The following is a 17,541-nucleotide window of genomic DNA, read 5'->3' on the forward strand; positions in this document are numbered from 1 at the left end:
CCCACCGCCCACGGTGGGCACCGGGTGCCCCTATGAACCTTGGGAGCAGGCCCACATGACCCAACAGTCACTGCAACCGACGACCACCGCCGAGGACGCGGGAACAGGATCCCGCGTCCCGTCAGGACGGTCCTGGCTCGACCGCTACTTCCACATCACCCACAGAGGATCGACCCTCGCCCGCGAGGTACGAGGCGGCACCACCACCTTCATGGCGATGGCGTACATCCTCCTCCTCAACCCCCTGATCCTCTCGGGCGAGGACGCCGCCGGGAACACCCTCACCCCCACCGCCCTCATCACCGCCACCGCCTTCGCCGCCGCCCTCTCCACGCTCCTCATGGGCTTCTTCGGCAAGGCACCCCTCGCCCTCGCCGCCGGCCTCTCCGTGTCCGGCGTCCTCGCCTCCCAGGTCGCCCCGGAGATGACCTGGCCGCAGGCGATGGGCATGTGCGTGATGTACGGCGTGGTCATCATGCTGCTGGTCGTCACCGGCCTCCGCGAGATGATCATGAACGCCATCCCGCTCGCCCTGAAGCACGCGATCACCATGGGCATCGGGCTGTTCATCGCCCTGATCGGCTTCTACAAGGCCGGTTTCGTCCACCAGGGCGAGTCCACCCCGGTCACCCTCGGCCCGTCGGGTGAACTCGCGGGCTGGCCCGTGCTGTTGTTCGCGATGACGCTGCTCGCCGTCTTCGTGCTGCAAGCCCGAGGGGTCCCCGGGGCCATCCTCATCGGGATCGTCGGCGGCACCGTACTCGCCGTCGTGCTCAACGCGTTCGGCGTGGTCGACCCGAAGCAGTGGGCGAGCGGACCGCCCGAGCTGAAGGGCGGCGCGGTGTCGATGCCGGACTTCTCGCTGTTCGGGCACGTGGAGTTCGGCGGCTGGGGCGAGGTCGGCGCGATGACCGTCGGGATGATCGTCTTCACCCTCGTCCTGGCCGGGTTCTTCGACGCGATGGCGACCATCATCGGCGTCGGCACGGAGGCGAAGCTCGCCGACGACAAGGGCAGGATGCCGGGCCTGTCGAAGGCGCTGTTCATCGACGGCGCCGGCGGCGCGATCGGCGGCGTCGCGGGCGCCTCCGGCCAGACGGTGTTCGTCGAGTCCGCGACCGGGGTGGGCGAGGGCGCCCGTACCGGCCTGTCCTCCGTCGTCACCGGGCTGTTCTTCGCCGCGTGCCTGTTCTTCACCCCGCTGACGGCGATCGTCCCGGGCGAGGTCGCCGCCGCGGCCCTGGTGGTGATCGGCGCGATGATGATGTCGAACGCCCGCCATGTCGACTGGGCCGACCGCGCCACCGCGATCCCGGTGTTCCTGACCGTGGTGGTCATGCCGTTCACCTACTCGATCACCGCGGGCGTGGCCGCCGGCGTCGTCTCGTACGTCGCGATCAAGGCCGGCCAGGGCCGGGCGCGGGAGGTCGGACCGTTCATGTGGGGGCTGGCCCTGGTCTTCCTGGTGTTCTTCGCCCTCGCCCCGATCGAGAGCTGGCTGGGCGTGCGCTGAGCCCGGTCTCCTGCTATTCACGTCACCGCAGGTGAGGAGAGCGACATGCTGGACATCGCCGAGGAGCTGGATCGGTGGGTCGCCGAGGGCCGTGACTTCGCCGTCGCCACCGTGGTGGCCGTCGGCGGCAGCGCGCCCCGCGGGGCCGGCGCCGCGCTCGCGGTCGACGCCGACGGCACGGCGGTCGGCTCGGTCTCCGGCGGGTGCGTGGAGGGCGCGGTGTACGAGCTGTGCGTGCGGGCGCTCGAGGACGGCGTGACCGTCCTCGAGCGCTTCGGCTACAGCGACGAGGACGCCTTCGCCGTCGGCCTCACCTGCGGCGGGATCATCGACGTCCTGGTCACCCCGGTACGAGCCTCCGACCCCGTCCGGCCCGTGCTGGCCTCCGCGCTCGCGGCGGCGGCCGGCGGGCGGGCGGCGGCGCTCGCCCGCGTCGTCGAGGGCCCCGAGCACCTGCGCGGCCGCGCGCTCACCGTCGGCCCCGACGGTGCGTACGAGGGCGGCTTCGGCGCGCACCCGGACCTGGACCGCACGGTCGCCGCCGAGGCGGGCGCCTTCCTGGACGCGGGCCGCACCGGCACCGTGGAGACGGGGGAGGCGGGCTCGCGCTGCGGGGCGCCGGTCACCGTGCTGGTGGAGACGTCGGTGCCGCCGCCCCGGATGATCGTGTTCGGCGCGATCGACTTCGCGGCGGCGCTGGTACGGGTCGGCAAGTTCCTCGGCCATCACGTCACCGTGTGCGACGCGCGGCCCGTGTTCGCGACCCGGGCCCGCTTCCCCGAGGCGGACGAGGTCGTCGTGGAGTGGCCGCACGCATACCTGGCCCGTACGGCGGTCGACGCCCGCACGGTGCTGTGCGTCCTCACCCACGACGCCAAGTTCGACGTACCGCTGCTGAAGCTGGCGCTGCGCCTCCCGGTGGCCTACGTCGGCGCGATGGGCTCCCGCCGCACCCACCTGGACCGCGACGCCCGCCTGCGCGAGGCCGGCCTCACCGAGCGGGAGCTGGCCCGGCTCAGGTCCCCCATCGGCCTCGACCTGGGCGCCCGCACCCCGGAGGAGACGGCCCTCTCCATCGCGGCGGAGATCGTCGCCGAGCGCCGAGGCGGCACCGGCATCGCCCTCACGGGCGCGGAGACCCCCATCCACCACGACGCGCGGAGTCCGGCCCGCCGCACCGGCCCGGTCGCCTGAGCGGCGGCCGCGGACGTCAGCCCCGCCGCAGCAGTCGGTCCATCGCCCGCCCGAACATCACGCGCCCCGCCCGCGCCAGCAGCCCGTCGCACGCGGCGGGGAGGAAACGCACACGGACGTCCTCCCGCCACACCACCCGGCACCGTCCGCCGGGACGCGCGTGCACCTCGATCTCCGCCCACCCCAGGACCGTCCGCCCGTGCTTCTCCAGCCGGCAGAACCCGGGGGAGTCGCCCGCCGGGGGCCGCCACGCCGTGACCTCCATCGGGTCGTCGAAGCCGAGCGGACCCGCGCCCGTGCGGGCGACGAACAGGGTGCCCTCGCCGGTGGGCGGGGGAGTGGTGACGGTGATCCGGGTCAGCGGGACCACCTCACCGTGCCGGGGCCACGTCGTGACCCGCCGCCAGGCCTCGGCGGGGGGCAGGGACACGGTGCGCTGGAGCTCGAAGGTGGCCACGCCCCGATCCTAGGAGTCGCTCGCCGCTCCCGCCCTCAGCGATACACCGCCCCCGGCTCCGCCTTCCCCGGCGCCAGCAGTTGCGGGACCGTCACGAAGACGTACCCCCGCTTCTTCAACGCGTCGATGATGCCCGGCACGGCGGGCACGGTCCCGTCGTAGAGGTCGTGGAGCAGGATGATGCCGTCGCGGGAGGACTGGGCCAGCACCCGGCGCGTGATCAGGTCGGAGTCGGTGGTCCTGTAGTCCTTCGCCGTGACGCTCCACAGCACCTCCGACAGCCCCAGCTCACGGCTGATCTCGTGCACCGTGTCGTTCGTGCGGCCCTGCGGCGGGCGCATCAGGGTGGGGCGGCGGCCGGTGAGGCGTGCTATCTCGTCGTTGGTGCGCTCCAGCTCCTCACGTATCGCGTCCGGTTCCAGCTCCGTGAGGATGCGGTGGGTCCAGGTGTGGCTCGCCACTTCGTGACCCTCGTCGGCCATCCGCCGCACCAGTTCCGGGTACGTGTCGATGTGCCGCTTGCCGAGGAGGAAGAAGGTCGCCGGGACCCGCTCCTCCTCGAGGATGTCGAGGAGCCGGGCGGAGTGCTCGCTCGGCCCCGCGTCGAACGTCAGCGCTATGCACTTGGCCTCGCGGCAGTCCACGGTGCCGAACCGGGCCTGCACGTCGGTGGCGCGGACGGTGCTGGGCGCGGTCGACTCCACGCGCGCGCACCCGGTCAGCGCCGGCGCCAGCGCGGCCACCGCGGCTCCGGCCGCAAGGGCGCGGAACGCGGCCCCTGTTCTCGTCGTCTTCCTGGTCGGAAAAGGCATGCGCGGACTGTACACACGGTCTATACATCGTGTGTATAGTCCGCTGTCGCGTGCCTCCGAACGGGTGATCGCGCCCTGTGAGAGTTGTCACCGGGCCGCTGGGCAACCCCCCGGCCCGCCCCGCCCTCCGACCTGCGCCGACCTCCGACTCGGTGCACGCTGGTGCGGAGAACCGCATATCCACACGGAACGGGACAGGCCGTGTCCAACGGTTTGACGCAGATCGGGTGCGGCACCCGCTCTCCGCAGTACTCGCCCGACACAGGGACGGAGCCCACTCCCCATGCACGACCCCGGTGACCACGCCCCGTTCCCCGAGCGCCGCCCCGCCCCCGCGGGCCGGCGTCCGAGCGGGCCGTGCGCCGGGCGCGGAGGGAGGGCGCCGTGACGACGCCGTACGCCGTCGTGATCCCCACCCTGGTGCGGGACACCCTCGCCGACTGTCTCGCCGCGCTGGCCGCCGCGTACGGACCGCGCCCCGAGCGCATCGTCCTCGTCGACGACCGTCCCGCCACGCCCGTCCCCGACCCGGAGCCCCTGGAGCACGCGCTGAGCGTCCTCGGCGACCTGCGCGCCCGCACCACCGTGCTGCCGGGAGAGGCCCGCGGCCCCGCCGCCGCCCGCAACACCGGACTGCGCGCCGTCACCGAGCCCTGGGTGGTGTTCGTCGACGACGACGTCCAGGTCGGGCCGCACTGGTGCGCCCAGCTCCAGCGGGACCTGGACGAGGCGACGCCCGACACCGCGGGCGTGCCGGGCGTCATCACCGTGCCGCTGCCCGGCGGACGCCGCCCCACCGACTGGGAACGCGGCACCGCGGTACTGGCCCGCGCCCGCTGGATCACCGCCGACATGGCCTACCGCACCGAGGTGCTCCACCGGGCCGGAGGCTTCGACGAACGCTTCCCCCGCGCGCACCGCGAGGACGCCGACCTCGCGCTGCGGCTCCTCGACGCCGGCTGGCGCATCCGCCGGGGTTGCCGCACCACCCTGCACCCCGTGCGCGCCGCCTCCCGCTGGGCGTCGGTCCGCCGGCAGCGCGGCCACGCCGACGACGCCCTGATGCGGCGGCTGCACGGCCCCGACTGGTGGGAGAGGACGGTCTCGCCGCGCGGCCGCATCCGCCGGCACGCCGCGATCACCGCCGCCGGCGCCGCCGCGTGCGCGCTCGCCGTCACCGGACACCGCAGAGCCGCCGCGGCCTGCGCGGCGGGATGGGCGGCCGGCACCGCCGAGTTCGCCCGTGCCCGGATCGCGCCCGGGCCGCGCACCCCCGAGGAGGTAGCGACCGTGCTCGCCACCAGCGTGGTCATCCCGCCCGCCGCCACCTGGCACCGCCTGGCCGGCGCCTGGCGCCACCGGCACGCCCGAGCCTGGCCGGAGGTGGCCCGATGAGCCCCGTGCGGGCGGTACTGTTCGACCGCGACGGCACCCTGGTGCACGACGTGCCCTACAACGCCGCCCCGGAGCGTGTGCGCCCCGTCGAAGGGGCGCGCGAGGCGCTCGACGCGCTGCGCGCCCACGGCATCCGCACCGGTGTCGTCACCAACCAGTCCGGCGTCGCCCGCGGCCTGCTCACCGAGACCGACGTCCGTCAGGTCAACCGGCGCGTCGAGGAACTCCTCGGCCCGTTCGACGTCTGGGCCTTCTGCCCGCACGGCCCCGCCGACGGCTGCCCCTGCCGCAAGCCCCGGCCCGGCATGATCCTGGACGCCGCCGGGCGGCTGGGCGCGGACCCCGCGGACTGCGTCGTCGTCGGCGACATCGGCTCCGACGTCGAGGCCGCCTGCCGGGCCGGCGCGCACGCCGTCCTCGTCCCCACGTCCGTCACCCGCCCCGAGGAGACCGCCGCCGCCCCGCACGTGGCGCGGGACCTGCCCGCCGCCGTCCGGCTGATCCTCGACGGCCCTCCGTGGGAGGCCCCGGGCGGCGCCCCCGCGCTGGGGCTGTACGCCGGGGCCGAACACGCCCGGGTGGCGTCCGGGCGTGCGCGACGCCTGCCGGCCGGCCCGGACGCGGCGCCGCACCGGACCGGGAGGTACCTGTGAGAGCCCTCGTCACCCGGCTCGACAGCTTCGGCGACGTGCTGCTCGCCGGGCCCGCCGTACGGGCCGTCGCCGCCCGCGCCGACCACGTCACCCTGCTGTGCGGACCGCACGGCGAGCCCGCGGCGCGGCTGCTGCCCGGGGTGGACGAGGTGCTCGTCTGGGACTCCCCGTGGACCGGGTTCCGGCCGCCGCCCGTCGACCGGGACGACATCGAGAAGCTCGTCGCGTCCGTCGACGCCGACGCCGCGCTCGTCCTCACCTCCTACCACCAGTCGCCGCTGCCCACCGCGCTGCTGCTGCGGCTGGCCGGCGTGTCCTTCGTCGCCGCCGACAGCGAGGACCACCCCGGCAGCCTCCTCGACGTGCGCCACCACCGCGCCCCGCACGCCCACGAGGCCGAAGCCGCCCTCGACCTCGCCGAGGCGGCCGGCTACCCCCGCGTCGACGACGGCCGGCTGCGGGTCCTCCCGCCGCCCGCCGCCGACGGGCTGACCGGCGACGGGCCGTACGTCGTCGTCCACCCCGGCGCCAGCGTGCCCGCCCGCGCCTGGAGCCCAGGACGCTGCGCCCAGGCGGTGCGCGAACTGACCGCGGCCGGACGGCGCGTCGTCGTCACCGGCGGCGCGGGGGAACGCGACCTCACCGCGTACGTCGCCGGCGGCCGGGCCGTCGACCTGGGCGGCCGCACCGACGCCGCGCGGCTCGCCGGGGTGCTCGCCGCGGCCGACTGCGTGGTCGTGGGCAACACAGGACCCGCCCATCTGGCCGCCGCCGTCGGCACCCCCGTGGTGTCGCTGTTCGCGCCGGTCGTCCCCGCCGAGCGGTGGCGCCCCTACGGCGTGCCCCACCTGCTGCTCGGCGACCAGGACGCCCCGTGCGCCGGAAGCCGCGCCCGGCGCTGCCCCGTACCGGGCCATCCCTGCCTGGACACCGTGACCGCGCTCGACGTCGTCGCCGCGGTCGACAAGCTCGTGGAGGTGGCATGAGGATCCTGCTGTGGCATGTGCACGGGTCGTGGACCACGGCCTTCGTGCAGGGACCGCACACCTACGTCGTCCCCGTCACCCCGGACCGCGGACCCGACGGACTCGGCCGCGCCCGCACCTTCGACTGGCCCGACTCGGTCGTCGAGGTGCCGCCGGAACACCTGGCCGAGCAGGACATCGACGTGGTCGTGCTGCAACGCCCGCACGAGCTCGGCCTGGTGGACCGCCTGCTGCGCCGCCGCCCGCCGCTGGTCTACCTGGAGCACAACGCCCCGCACGGCGACGTCCCCGACACCCGGCACCCCGCGGCGGACGTCCCCGGCGTGACCCTCGTGCACGTCACCCACTTCAACCGGCTGATGTGGGACGCCGGTTCCACCCCCACGACGGTGATCGAGCACGGGATCGTCGACCCCGGCCCGCTGTGGACGGGCGAGCTGCCGCACGCCGCCGTCGTCGTCAACGAGCCGGTGCGGCGCGGCCGTACGACCGGCACCGACCTGCTGCCGGTGTTCGCCGCCGCCGCGCCCCTGGACGTGTTCGGCATGGGCACCGAGGGACTCGCCGGGCACCTCGGCCTGCCCGCCGACCGGTGCCGCTCCCATGAGCTGACCCAGGCCCGCCTGCACGCCGAGATGGCCCGCCGCCGCGTCTACGTCCACCCGGTGCGCTGGACCTCCCTCGGCCTGTCCCTGCTGGAGGCCATGCACCTCGGCATGCCCGTCGTCGCCCTCGCCACCACCGAGGTCACCGAGGCGGTGCCGCCCGGCGCGGGCGTCGTCTCCAACCGGATCGACGTCCTCACCGACGCCGTACGGGACTTCGTAGCCGACCCGCTGAGCGCCCGCCGCACCGGCGAGCTCGCCCGCGCCGCCGCCCTCGCCCGCCACGGCCTGCCCCGCTTCCTCGACGACTGGGAACGTCTCCTCAAGGAGGTCACCCGATGAGGTCCCCCCGGGTGCTCGTGCTGCGGGCGCTCGGACTCGGGGACCTGCTCGCCGCGGTGCCCGCGCTGCGGGCGCTGCGGCGGGGGTTCCCGGACCACGAGACGGTGCTGGCCGCGCCCGCAGGACTCGCCCCCGTCGCCGAGGCGACTGGGGCCGTCGACCGGCTGCTGCCCGCCTCCGCGCCCGGCCGGGCCGTCCCCCGCGCACTCGACTGGACCGGGCCGCCCCCGGACGTCGCCGTCGACCTGCACGGCAACGGCCCGCCCAGCCACCGCCTGCTGCAATCCCTGCGCCCCGTGCGGCTGTTCGCCTTCGCGCACCCGGACACCCCCGGAATCGAGGGCCCGCCCTGGTACCGCGACGAACACGAACGGGACCGCTGGTGCCGGCTGCTGCGCTTCTACGGCCTCGACGCCGACCCGGCCGACCTGCGGCTGCCCCGCCCGCACACCCCCTCGCCCGCCCCCGGCGCGGTCGTCCTGCACCCCGGCGCGGGAGCGCCCGCGCGCTGCTGGCCCGTCGAGCGGTACGCGGCCGTCGCCGCCGCCCTGCGGACGCGCGGGCTGCGGGTCGTCGTCACCGGCGGCGCGCACGAGCCGGACCTCGTGGCCCGGCTCGCGAAGGAGGCCCGGCTGCCCGACACCGACGTCTTCTCCGGCGGCCTGCCCTTCCGCCGGCTGTCCGCCCTCGTCGCCGGCGCCCGCGCGGTCGTCAGCGGCGACACCGGCGTCGCCCACCTCGCGGTCGCCCACGCCACGCCCACCGTCACCCTGTTCGGTCCCGTCCCGCCGAGCCACTGGGGCCCGCCCGCGCACCCCCGCCACATCGCCCTGTGGCACGGCCCCGAGGGCGACCCGCACGCCCGCCGCCCCGACCCGGCGCTGCTGCGCATCACCCCCGGCGAGGTGCTGGACGCCCTGCACCGCCTTCCCGCACCCGAGGAGCCCGCCTCATGACCGGCCACCGCCGCGTCGGCGTCGTCATCGCCACCCGTGACCGCCGCGACCGCCTCGCGGTCACCCTGCGGCACCTCGGCGGCCTGCCCGAACGGCCGGAGATCCTCGTCGCCGACAACGCCTCCACCGACGGCACCCGCGCCATGGTCGCCCGGGACTTCCCCCACGTACGGGTCCTCGCCCTCAGCCGCAACCACGGCGCCCTCGCCCGCAATCACGGCGCCCGCGCCCTGGACACCCCGTACGTCGCGTTCAGCGACGACGACTCCTGGTGGGCGCCCGGCGCGCTGGCCCGCGCCGCGGACCTGTTCGACGCCCACCCCCGGCTCGGACTGATCGCCGCGCGCACCCTCGTCGGCCCCGACAACGCCCCCGACCCCCTCAACGACCTCCTCGCCCGCTCCCCGCTCGGCACCGCCACCGACCTCCCCGGCGTCCAGGTGCTCGGCTTCCTCGCCTGCGCCTCCGTCGTCCGCCGCACCGCCTACCTCGACGCGGGCGGCTTCCACCGGGTGCTGTTCTTCGGCGGCGAGGAGACCTGCCTCGCCTACGACCTCGCCGCCCGCGGCTGGGGCGTCACCCACTGCCCCGACGTCGTCGCCCACCACCACCCGGCCACCTCGGGCCGCCCCGGCCGGCCCGTCCAGCAGCGCCGCAACGAGGTGCTCACCGCGTGGCTGCGCCGCCCCGTCCGCCACGCCCTCGCCCGCACCGGCGCCCTCGCCGCCGAGGCCCGCGCCGACACGACGGCCCGGCGCGCCCTGCGCCAGACGTTCGCCCTGCTGCCCGCCGCCCTGCGCGCCCGCCGCCCGCTGCCCCCGCACGTGGAACGCGCCGCCCGGCTGCTGGACCTGGAAGGGGCGATCGCATGACCGACCTCCGCACGACCGTCGTCGTCATCACCCACAACCGCCGCCGGGAACTGCTGCGGACCCTCGACCGGCTCGCCGAACTCCCCGAACGGCCCGAGGTGATCGTCACCGACAACGGCTCCACCGACGGCACCGCCGACGCGGTCGCCCGCCACCACCCGGAGGTCCGGCTGCTGCGCCCCGGCCGCAACCTCGGCGCGGTCGGCCGCAACCTCGCGGTCCGCGAGGTCACCACCCCGTACGTCGCCTTCTGCGACGACGACTCCTGGTGGGCGCCCGGCTCCCTCACCGGCGCGGCCGACCTGCTCGACCGTCACCCGGCCGTCGTCTCCGTCACCGCCCGCATCGTCGTCGAGCCGCACGGCACGGAGGACCCGATCGTCCGCGAGCTGCGGGAGTCGCCCGTGCCGGGGCCGCCGTGGCTGCCCGGTCCGGCCCTCGGCTCCTTCCTCGCCGCCGCGACCGTGCTGCGCGCCGACGCCTTCCGGAAGGCGGGCGGCTTCCACCCCAAGCTGTGGCTCGGCGGGGAGGAGGAGCTGCTCGCCGTCGACCTCGCCGCCGACGGCTGGTGGCTCGTCTACGCCGACCACCTCACGATCCACCACCACGCCTCTCAGGCCCGCGACGCGACCCTGCGCCGCCGCCACGGCATCCGCAACACCCTGTGGTTCACCTGGCTCCGCCGCCCGGTCGGCCCGGCCCTGCGCCGCACCCTGAACCTGGCCCGCACGGTCCCGCGCGACACGACGTCGCTCCTCGCCTTCACGGAGGCGGCGGCCGCCCTCCCGTGGATCCTCCGTGAACGCCGGGTACTCCCGGCGGAGGTCGAAACCCGCCTCCGCCTGCTGGAACCGGCCCAACGCGCGTCGAAGGCCCGCCGCTACACGGGCTGACCCCGCCGCGCCCGCGGCGTGCTGCTCCGCGGCCCGGGGCGGCTCCTCACCGCCCGTCCGGCGGTCCTCCCGGCCCTGCGTCGCCCGACCACCGGGACAGCAGCCGGAACCCCAGGAACACGGCCACCGGCCACACCGTGGCGAACGCCCAGATCGCCCACGGCGCCCCCGTGACGAGACCGGTCACCATCAGGGCCACCGACACCACGACCAGAAGGGCGACCGTCCGGCCGCGCGGGGCGCAGCGGGCCACGCGGGCCGCGAACCGCTTCGGATCGGGGCCGCGCCGGGTCCGGCCGGCCCGCAGCAGTCGGTTGAGGCGGCGGTCGCGCCGCAGCGACCGCTCGATCTCGTCGAGGATGTGCTGTTCGTGTTCAGGGAGCCGACCGAGGGACACCGTCTCTCCTCCAACGACCGCCAGGGTGGACGTGCTTCCGGGTGCCCGGCGGACATGCGCCCTAACCGGCGCCCGCGCGGGACGTCAGCGCCTCCAGCAGACGGTCCGCGCCGTCCGGCAGTCGGCCCTCGCGGAACGTCTCACGGGCCTGCCGCGCGGCCACCCGGCCCGAGGTCAGACACCAGTCCCACCACCGCTCGAGACGCCGCTCGTCCACCTGTTCCGCCGGCAGCAGCGCAGGCCACTTGCAGGCCCGCGCCTGCGCCGTCACCTTCGCGCCGCCCGCCACCGGGTCGATCGCGATCACCGGCGTGCCGACCCGCAGGGCCAGCACCAGCCCGTGCAGCCGGTCGGTGACGACCAGGTCGAGCCGCGCCAGCACCGACTGCACCTGCGCCGGCGTCGCGTTCAGATGCCAGTCCCGGGTGTCCAGCCGCGTCTCCAGCTCCAGCCGCGCGCAGTCCTTCCCGGCCAGCCAGTGCGTCACCCGCTCGGCGACCTCCCCGTGCCGTCGCTGCGCCCCGTACTCGTGCTGCCCGTGGGTGAGGACCACCCCGACCACCGGCCGCGGCGGCACGGCGGGGGCGCGGGCCGCCAGGTCCTCGGTGGGCGCGCGGCCGGGCGCGTCCCGGGCCAGCACCCGGTGGAACCCGGTGACCGCCGGCTCGTCCGGGTCGATCACCGACGTCCCCACGGCGATCCGCACGCAGTGCGCGAAGCGCCGGTGCAGCTCCTCCACCTGCGGCCCGTGCAGCGGCCCGCACACGAACACGAGGTGCGAGTAGTCGTGGGACCGCACGGCCTCGAGGTGCAGCGCGTCCGGCCGGAAGCCGGGGCTCCACGCGATGTCGTACGGCGTGCCGGACCCGCGCAGGACCGTCTCGACCCGGTGCAGGGCCAGCACGTCCCCGGCGGTCGCCTCCCCGTCGCGGAAGCTGAACCATCCGGTCAGCAGGACCCTGCGCGGTGCTTTTCGACGTTGCTCTTGCACGGCGCACCGAGTGCCCCTCCCGGCGGGTCGGCAATCGGCGCGCGCGGGATGAGGGATCAGGGACCAGGGATCAGTCGCCGTCCGGACGCCGCGGCTCCTCCTGGCTCCCGGCGCCGTCCTGCCGGGGGCCGTCCTGACCCTCCTGCGGACGCGGGCCGGGACCCTGCGGGCCGGCACCCTGCGGCTGCCCGGGCCTCTGGGGCAGGCCGAGCCCCTGCGGCGGCCGCTGACCGCCGTGCGGCTGCCCGGACCCCGGCCCGTGCGGCTGCCCGTGCGCGTGCTCCGGGCCCTGTGCCTGTGCCTGCCCCTGCCCCTGCCCCTGCCCCTGGGCCGGGCTGTGCGGGTGCCCGGGCCCCTGCCCCCGGCCCTGTGCCTGCTCGGGCTCCTGCCTGTGCCCCTGCCCCGGGCCCTGTCCCCGCTCGGGCCTTGGGCCCTGCCCCTGCCCCTGGGCCGGCCCAGGACCCTGCCCCTGCGGCAGCCCCGGCCCCTGCTGCTGGCGGGGTCCGCCCTGCGGCTGGCGCGGGCCGGTCTGGGGGTGGCGGGGGCCGCCGGGACCCTGCTGCTGGCGCGGGCCCGTCTGCGGCGGCCGGGCACGGACGGTGCCCGCCAGCGCCTGGCGGACCTCGAACTGGGTCCGCTCGGCCACCTCGCGGACCTCGGCCACGACATCACCGCGCTCACGCACGAGTCTGTCGTAGACCGGGAGGTCGTCGGGGGAGGGGGCGGAGGAAGTCATGGGGGTCTTTCCTTCGTGGGGGGATGTCGTGCACGGGGCCGGGCCGGAGTCCGGCCCCAGACGTTCAGCGCCGCCGGACGGCCACGGCGTTACATGCCGCCGTGTTTTGTCCAGGAAAGAGGCAGCTGTCCGGAACGGAGAAAGAGGACGGTATCCGTCCTACATCCTCGCTAGCGTGACCCCATGACGAAGTCGAAGCGGACCACCGCCGCCCCGCCGTCGCCGCCCGTCCTCGGCCCCCGCGCGCTGAACCGGGCGACCCTGGCCCGGCAGCTCCTGCAGAGCCGCTCCCCAATGTCCGCGACGGCCGCCGTCGAGCACCTGGTCGGCCTCCAGGCGCAGAACGTCAAGCCGCCCTACTACGCCCTCGCCGCCCGCCTCGACGGCTTCACCCCGCACGCGCTGTCCCGGCCGATGGCCGACCGCGAGGTGGTCCGCATCGTCACCCTGCGCTCGACCATCCACACCCACACCGCCGACGACTGCCTCACCCTGCGGCCCCTGGTGCAGGCCGCCCGCGACCGCGAGCTGCACCACTTCCGCGCGGGGCTCGCCGGGGTCGACCTCGACCGCCTCGCCACCAGGGCCCGCGCCCTCGTCGAGGAGGAGCCGCGCACCATGAAGGAGCTGCGCGAGGCCCTTCTGGAGGACTGGCCGGACGCCGACCCGCAGGCCCTCTCCGTCGCCGCCCGCTGCAGACTGCCGCTCGTACAGGTCACCCCGCGCGGGCTGTGGGGCCGCAGCGGCCAGGTCCGGCTGACCACCGCCGAGCGCTGGCTGGGCCGGCCCGCCGAGCCCGTGCCCGGCCCGGACGGCACCGTGCTGCGCTACCTCGCCGCGTTCGGTCCCGCGTCCGTGAAGGACATGCAGACCTGGGCGGGACTCACCCGGCTCCGTGAGGCCTTCGAACGGCTGAGGCCCCGGCTCGTCACCTTCCGGGACGAGAACGGCACCGAACTCTTCGACCTCCCCGACGCGCCCCGCCCGGACCCGGACACCCCGGCCCCGCCCCGTTTCCTGCCCGAGTTCGACAACCTGCTGCTCTCCCACGCCGACCGCACCCGCGTCGTGCCGCCCGAACTGAAGGGCCGGCACTGGCAGGGGAACATCGCCTACCGCACCCTGCTGGTGGACGGCGTGCTGGCGGGACTGTGGCGCCTGGACGACGACGCCCTCGTGATCGAGCCCTTCGGACGCCTCGACCGGGCGCGGCGGGCGGAGATCACGGAGGAGGCGGAGCGGATGCTCGGGGTGCTGCACCCGGGGACGGCGTACGACATCCGCTTCGGGACGGTGCGGGAACCCTGAGCAGGCCCCGGCATTGGAGAGGGGGCGCTGCGGGCTGCTCGTGGAAGCCCGCAACGCCCCCTGGTCGTGACCTGAGGGTTGCTCAGGAAATCATGGGTCAGCCCCGGACGACGTCGGGGCGGACGGGGGAGGCGCAGAAGGAGACGGGAGCGGTCGCGGCGGCGGTGGCGCGTCCGGGGGCGGACCGTCTGGTGCGGGCGAGCCCTGACATGGGTCTCCTCCAGTTGCCGGTGGGGGTCGCACGGGGGTGGGGGCCGGGCATCGGGGCGAGCCCCGATGTGCCCGAGCGATCGGCACGTGTCACACGCTAGAACCGGTCCCGGGGCCGTCCCAATGAGGGAACCCCCTAAGGGAAGCGGGCCAGGGAAAACCCTCGGTCACCGGCGGCTGAGCCGCCGGTTTCCGGCCAGGCCGGCCGATTACGGCACCCTCGGAGGGCCGTTGCGGCACAAGCAGGGGCACCCATCGTGGCACGCGTCACGCACGCCCCGTGACCCGGGTCACCTACGGCGCCCGGCGCCCCGCCGCGAGCCGCACGATGTCCACGCGGGAGCGTATGCCCAGCTTGCGGTAGACCCGGGTGAGGGTCGCCTCGACCGTCTTGACGCTGATGAACAGCCGCCCGGCTATCTCCCGGTTGGTCGCCCCCTCCATGACCAGCGCCGCGACCTGACGCTCCATCGAGGCCAGCCCGTCCAGCGCGGCCGGCGTCGCGGAGGGCACCGGGTCCGCCTCCGCCGGTCCGGCCGTCACGGCCTCGTCCACCTGCCGCAGCCACGGCAGCGCACGGCACCGCCGGAACAGCCGCGCCGCCTCGTCGTACCCGGCCGGACCAGGACCCCGGGAGCGCAGCCGGGCCCGGGCGAAGGCGGCCCGCGCCTCCTCCAGGCCGTAACCGAGCTTCGCCAGGCGTTCCTGAGCCGACGTCAACTGGGCGACCGCGGCCTGGTGTTCCCCGCGCGCCGCGCGCACCAGAGCCTCCGCGCGGTCGAGGACCGCCAGCACGCTCGCCCGGTTCAGCCGCAGCGCGTGCACCCGGGTGACGTTGATCAGCTCCTGCGCCTCGCCGGGCTCGCCGATCCGCACCAGCGCCTCGGCGAGGTCGCCCTGCCAGCGGCCGCGTGCCGGGTCGGTGATGCCCATGCCCTGCTCCAGCTCACGCACCCGGCGCAGCGAGCGCACCGCCGCCTGCGCGTCCCCGGACACCAGCTGGGCGTACCCCAGGGCCGCCAGGGCCAGGGACAGGTACAGCTGGTCGCCGTCCACCTCGGCGTGGTCGGCGGACTCGCGGGCCAGGGCCAGCGCCCGGTCCACGTCCCCGCCGGACGCCTCCGCGACGGAGGCGAGCATCGCGGACGCGCTCTCGCCGATGCCGGAGTCGCGGGCCAGCCGCAGGCTCTCCCCGGCCAGGTCCAGGGCGCGCCCGCAGTGCCCGAAGCGCAGCTCGGTGTCGGCGAGCAGCCGGGAGAAGTGGACCTCGCTCTCGACCATGCCGCGCCGCCGCGCCTCCCGCAGCAGCGCCGTGATGGCCGTACGGGCCTCGGGGAGCTGGTCGCTCATCAGCAGCCAGCGGAACCGGGACATCGCGGCGCCGTTGTGGTGGCTGGCGACGTCGGGGTCCTGGGGCTCCTGCAGCGCGCGCCGGATGGTGGCGGGGGCGTCCGGGTGGCCCATGAGGGTCTCGGTGGACGACTGGAAGGCGAGCGCCATCAGCTCGGTGCGCCGGTCCCCGCCGCGGGCGGCCAGCTCCGCCGCGTGCGCGGCCTCCTGGCGGGACTTCGCGAAGTCGCCGTTGACGACGACCTCCCGCCAGGCGAGCTGGTAGTGGACCAGGGCGAGCAGCCGGGGGTCGTCCCCGGCGTCGGCGAGCACCTGCGGGAACACGGCGTCGACCTCGCCGAGCGCCTGCCCGGCCGCCTCGATGACCACCATCCACGCCCGGACCCGCTCGGCCGGCACGGTCGCCCGGGTCAGCACCTCGCGGGCGATGTCGCGGGCCAGGTCGACCTCGCCGGCGGTGATGGCGTCCTCGGCGGCCTGGAGCCGCCGCTCGTCGGGGGCGGGTGCGCCGTCGGCGGGGGTGTGCCGGGCGGCGAGCAGTCCGAGGGAGGCGGCGACCGACGGCGCGCCCCGGTCGCGGGCCATCGCGGCGGCCTCGGCCAGCCGCGCCGCGACCTCCGGGTCGGGTCCTGTGGAGGCGAGCGCCAGGTGCCGGGCGCGTTCGATCGGGTCGGAGGCCGCGGTGGACAGCGCCGTGTGGGCGGCGCGCCGCTCCTGTGCGGGGGCCTCCGCGTAGAGGGCGGCGGAGATCAGCGGGTGCGTGAAGCGCAGCGCCGGGTCCTCGGGGTCGGTGATGAGCAGCCCGAGGGAGGCCGCCTGGGCGGTCTCGGCCTCCGCGTTGTCCCGGCCGGCCGCGTGCAGCAGGGCGAGGGTGGGCCGGGCGCCCGCGCTGGCCACCAGCAGGGTGCGGCGGGCCTCGTCGGACAGCATCTCCAGGCGGCTGAGGACCAGCGCCCGCAGCGAGGTCGGCACCGGCAGCGGCTCGCCGGGCCGGGGCCGGGTGGGGCTCTCCGCGAGGGCGCGGCCCAGCTCCAGCGCGAACAGCGGGTTGCCGCCGCTGGTGCGGTGGATGTCGCGGACGGTGGAGCGGGACAGGGCGGTGTAGCCGCGGTGGTCGAGCAGCGCGGACACCTGGGTGCGGGAGAACGGGCCCAGCCGCACGGCCAGCGTGTCCGGCGGGCAGGCGCGCAGATGACGGTCGTACTCCTCGCCCGCGGTGCGCACCGCGCAGAGCATGCGCACCGGGCTGTCGCCCAGCCGGCGGGCGGCGAAGCCGAGCAGTTCGGCGCTGGCCGGGTCGAGCCACTGGAGATCGTCGGCGACCACGAGGACCGGGCCTTCGGCGGACAGCGCGCGCAGCGTGGAGAGGACCGCGAGCCGCAGCGCCAGGCCGTCCCGCTGGAGGGTGGACTCGCCGCGCCCGGTGAGCGCCGACTCCAGGGCGGTGCGCTGGGCGGCGGGCAGCCGGGGGGCCACCTCGTCCAGCACCAGACCGAACAGGTCGGCCAGCGCGAGGAACGGCAGATGGGATTCGGACTCCGTGGCCGAGCAGCGCAACACGCGCGAGGTCGCCGCCGCGTTTTCCGCCGCGAGTGCCCGCAGCACGGTCGATTTTCCTATTCCGGCGGGGCCGTGGAGCAGCACGCTGCCGCCGCGCGCGAGCTGCGCCCTGGCGTCGGCGAACAGCTCCTCCCGGCCGATGACCAGGTCGGAGCGGTACCTGGCAGGCTCCTTGTCGTCCCGTCGCACGGTCACCGCTCCCCTCCGTGTGGCGTGTCCTGGCCAATATTAGGCAACAGGGTCCTCAATTCCGGCGGACGGTGGAGTGAGGTGAATGACAACGTTCCGATCAACTGTTAATCAAAGGTGTA

Annotated in this window: 16 protein-coding genes; 10 read left to right on the forward strand and 6 right to left on the reverse strand. The window is 75.8% G+C overall.

The features are described 5' to 3' along the window. Positions 1 to 55 precede the first annotated feature (55 nt). Positions 56 to 1,513 carry an NCS2 family permease gene (locus tag ACP7TJ_RS26815; protein ID WP_266402010.1) on the forward strand — a complete coding sequence of 486 codons (1,458 nt, stop codon included), beginning with the start codon at positions 56 to 58 and terminating at the stop codon, positions 1,511 to 1,513. Between the two features lie 45 nt (positions 1,514 to 1,558). Further along, complete coding sequence (locus tag ACP7TJ_RS26820) at positions 1,559 to 2,707, forward strand: XdhC family protein (RefSeq protein WP_427765933.1); 1,149 nt, start codon at positions 1,559 to 1,561, stop codon at positions 2,705 to 2,707. A gap of 16 nt (positions 2,708 to 2,723) precedes the next feature. Here the strand turns inward: ACP7TJ_RS26820 and ACP7TJ_RS26825 are convergent, their stop codons facing one another. Together ACP7TJ_RS26825 and ACP7TJ_RS26830 are read right to left on the reverse strand one after the other, a co-directional pair. Further along, on the reverse strand, positions 2,724 to 3,164 hold the full coding sequence (locus ACP7TJ_RS26825; RefSeq protein ID WP_086703522.1) for an SRPBCC family protein: 441 nt from the start codon (positions 3,162 to 3,164) through the stop codon (positions 2,724 to 2,726). A 35-nt stretch (positions 3,165 to 3,199) separates the two neighbouring features. Then, complete coding sequence (locus ACP7TJ_RS26830) at positions 3,200 to 3,976, reverse strand: polysaccharide deacetylase family protein (RefSeq protein WP_380868045.1); 777 nt, start codon at positions 3,974 to 3,976, stop codon at positions 3,200 to 3,202. A gap of 384 nt (positions 3,977 to 4,360) precedes the next feature. On the opposite strand from ACP7TJ_RS26830, the gene ACP7TJ_RS26835 reads away from it, so the two are divergent. From ACP7TJ_RS26835 to ACP7TJ_RS26865, 7 genes are read left to right on the forward strand one after another with little or no spacing between them, the layout of a single operon-like run. Next, positions 4,361 to 5,371: a glycosyltransferase family 2 protein gene (locus ACP7TJ_RS26835; RefSeq protein ID WP_255303823.1), complete on the forward strand. Its 1,011-nt coding sequence runs from the start codon at positions 4,361 to 4,363 to the stop codon at positions 5,369 to 5,371. Further along, positions 5,368 to 6,024, forward strand: coding sequence for a D-glycero-alpha-D-manno-heptose-1,7-bisphosphate 7-phosphatase (locus ACP7TJ_RS26840; RefSeq protein ID WP_427765938.1), 657 nt, complete (start codon positions 5,368 to 5,370; stop codon positions 6,022 to 6,024). The genes ACP7TJ_RS26835 and ACP7TJ_RS26840 overlap by 4 nt, the downstream gene beginning before the upstream one ends. Then, on the forward strand, positions 6,021 to 7,010 hold the full coding sequence (locus ACP7TJ_RS26845) for a glycosyltransferase family 9 protein (RefSeq protein WP_427765941.1): 990 nt from the start codon (positions 6,021 to 6,023) through the stop codon (positions 7,008 to 7,010). Before ACP7TJ_RS26840 ends, ACP7TJ_RS26845 begins: the two co-directional genes overlap by 4 nt. Further along, positions 7,007 to 7,957, forward strand: coding sequence for a glycosyltransferase (locus tag ACP7TJ_RS26850; RefSeq protein ID WP_093766125.1), 951 nt, complete (start codon positions 7,007 to 7,009; stop codon positions 7,955 to 7,957). Before ACP7TJ_RS26845 ends, ACP7TJ_RS26850 begins: the two co-directional genes overlap by 4 nt. Next, the gene (locus ACP7TJ_RS26855) at positions 7,954 to 8,913 is read left to right on the forward strand and encodes a glycosyltransferase family 9 protein (protein WP_367543515.1); all 960 of its coding nucleotides are present in this window, start codon (positions 7,954 to 7,956) and stop codon (positions 8,911 to 8,913) included. Before ACP7TJ_RS26850 ends, ACP7TJ_RS26855 begins: the two co-directional genes overlap by 4 nt. Next, positions 8,910 to 9,785 (forward strand): glycosyltransferase family 2 protein, encoded by an 876-nt coding sequence (locus ACP7TJ_RS26860; protein WP_189909033.1) that lies wholly within the window; start codon positions 8,910 to 8,912, stop codon positions 9,783 to 9,785. Before ACP7TJ_RS26855 ends, ACP7TJ_RS26860 begins: the two co-directional genes overlap by 4 nt. Next, positions 9,782 to 10,678 (forward strand): glycosyltransferase family 2 protein, encoded by an 897-nt coding sequence (locus ACP7TJ_RS26865; RefSeq protein ID WP_189909034.1) that lies wholly within the window; start codon positions 9,782 to 9,784, stop codon positions 10,676 to 10,678. The genes ACP7TJ_RS26860 and ACP7TJ_RS26865 overlap by 4 nt, the downstream gene beginning before the upstream one ends. Positions 10,679 to 10,724: 46 nt before the next feature. Here the strand turns inward: ACP7TJ_RS26865 and ACP7TJ_RS26870 are convergent, their stop codons facing one another. The 3 genes from ACP7TJ_RS26870 to ACP7TJ_RS26880 form a co-directional block, all read right to left on the reverse strand. After that, the gene (locus ACP7TJ_RS26870; protein ID WP_167742270.1) at positions 10,725 to 11,075 is read right to left on the reverse strand and encodes a DUF3040 domain-containing protein; all 351 of its coding nucleotides are present in this window, start codon (positions 11,073 to 11,075) and stop codon (positions 10,725 to 10,727) included. 61 nt (positions 11,076 to 11,136) lie between these two features. Beyond that, a complete protein-coding gene (locus tag ACP7TJ_RS26875) occupies positions 11,137 to 12,066 on the reverse strand; it encodes a polysaccharide pyruvyl transferase family protein (protein ID WP_189909035.1) in 930 nt (309 codons plus the stop codon). A gap of 70 nt (positions 12,067 to 12,136) precedes the next feature. Next, entirely contained in the window at positions 12,137 to 12,802 is a 666-nt protein-coding gene (locus ACP7TJ_RS26880) for a hypothetical protein (protein ID WP_427765947.1), read from the reverse strand. Positions 12,803 to 12,985: 183 nt separating this feature from the next. On the opposite strand from ACP7TJ_RS26880, the gene ACP7TJ_RS26885 reads away from it, so the two are divergent. Beyond that, a complete protein-coding gene (locus tag ACP7TJ_RS26885; protein ID WP_427765950.1) occupies positions 12,986 to 14,110 on the forward strand; it encodes a winged helix DNA-binding domain-containing protein in 1,125 nt (374 codons plus the stop codon). Positions 14,111 to 14,614: 504 nt separating this feature from the next. On the opposite strand, the gene ACP7TJ_RS26890 is transcribed toward ACP7TJ_RS26885, so the two are convergent. Beyond that, on the reverse strand, positions 14,615 to 17,425 hold the full coding sequence (locus ACP7TJ_RS26890; protein ID WP_093766118.1) for an ATP-binding protein: 2,811 nt from the start codon (positions 17,423 to 17,425) through the stop codon (positions 14,615 to 14,617). Positions 17,426 to 17,541: the final 116 nt, after the last annotated feature.

This window comes from Streptomyces sp. DSM 41931 (assembly GCF_050271085.1).
GTDB classification, from domain to species: Bacteria; Actinomycetota; Actinomycetes; order Streptomycetales; family Streptomycetaceae; genus Streptomyces; species Streptomyces albogriseolus.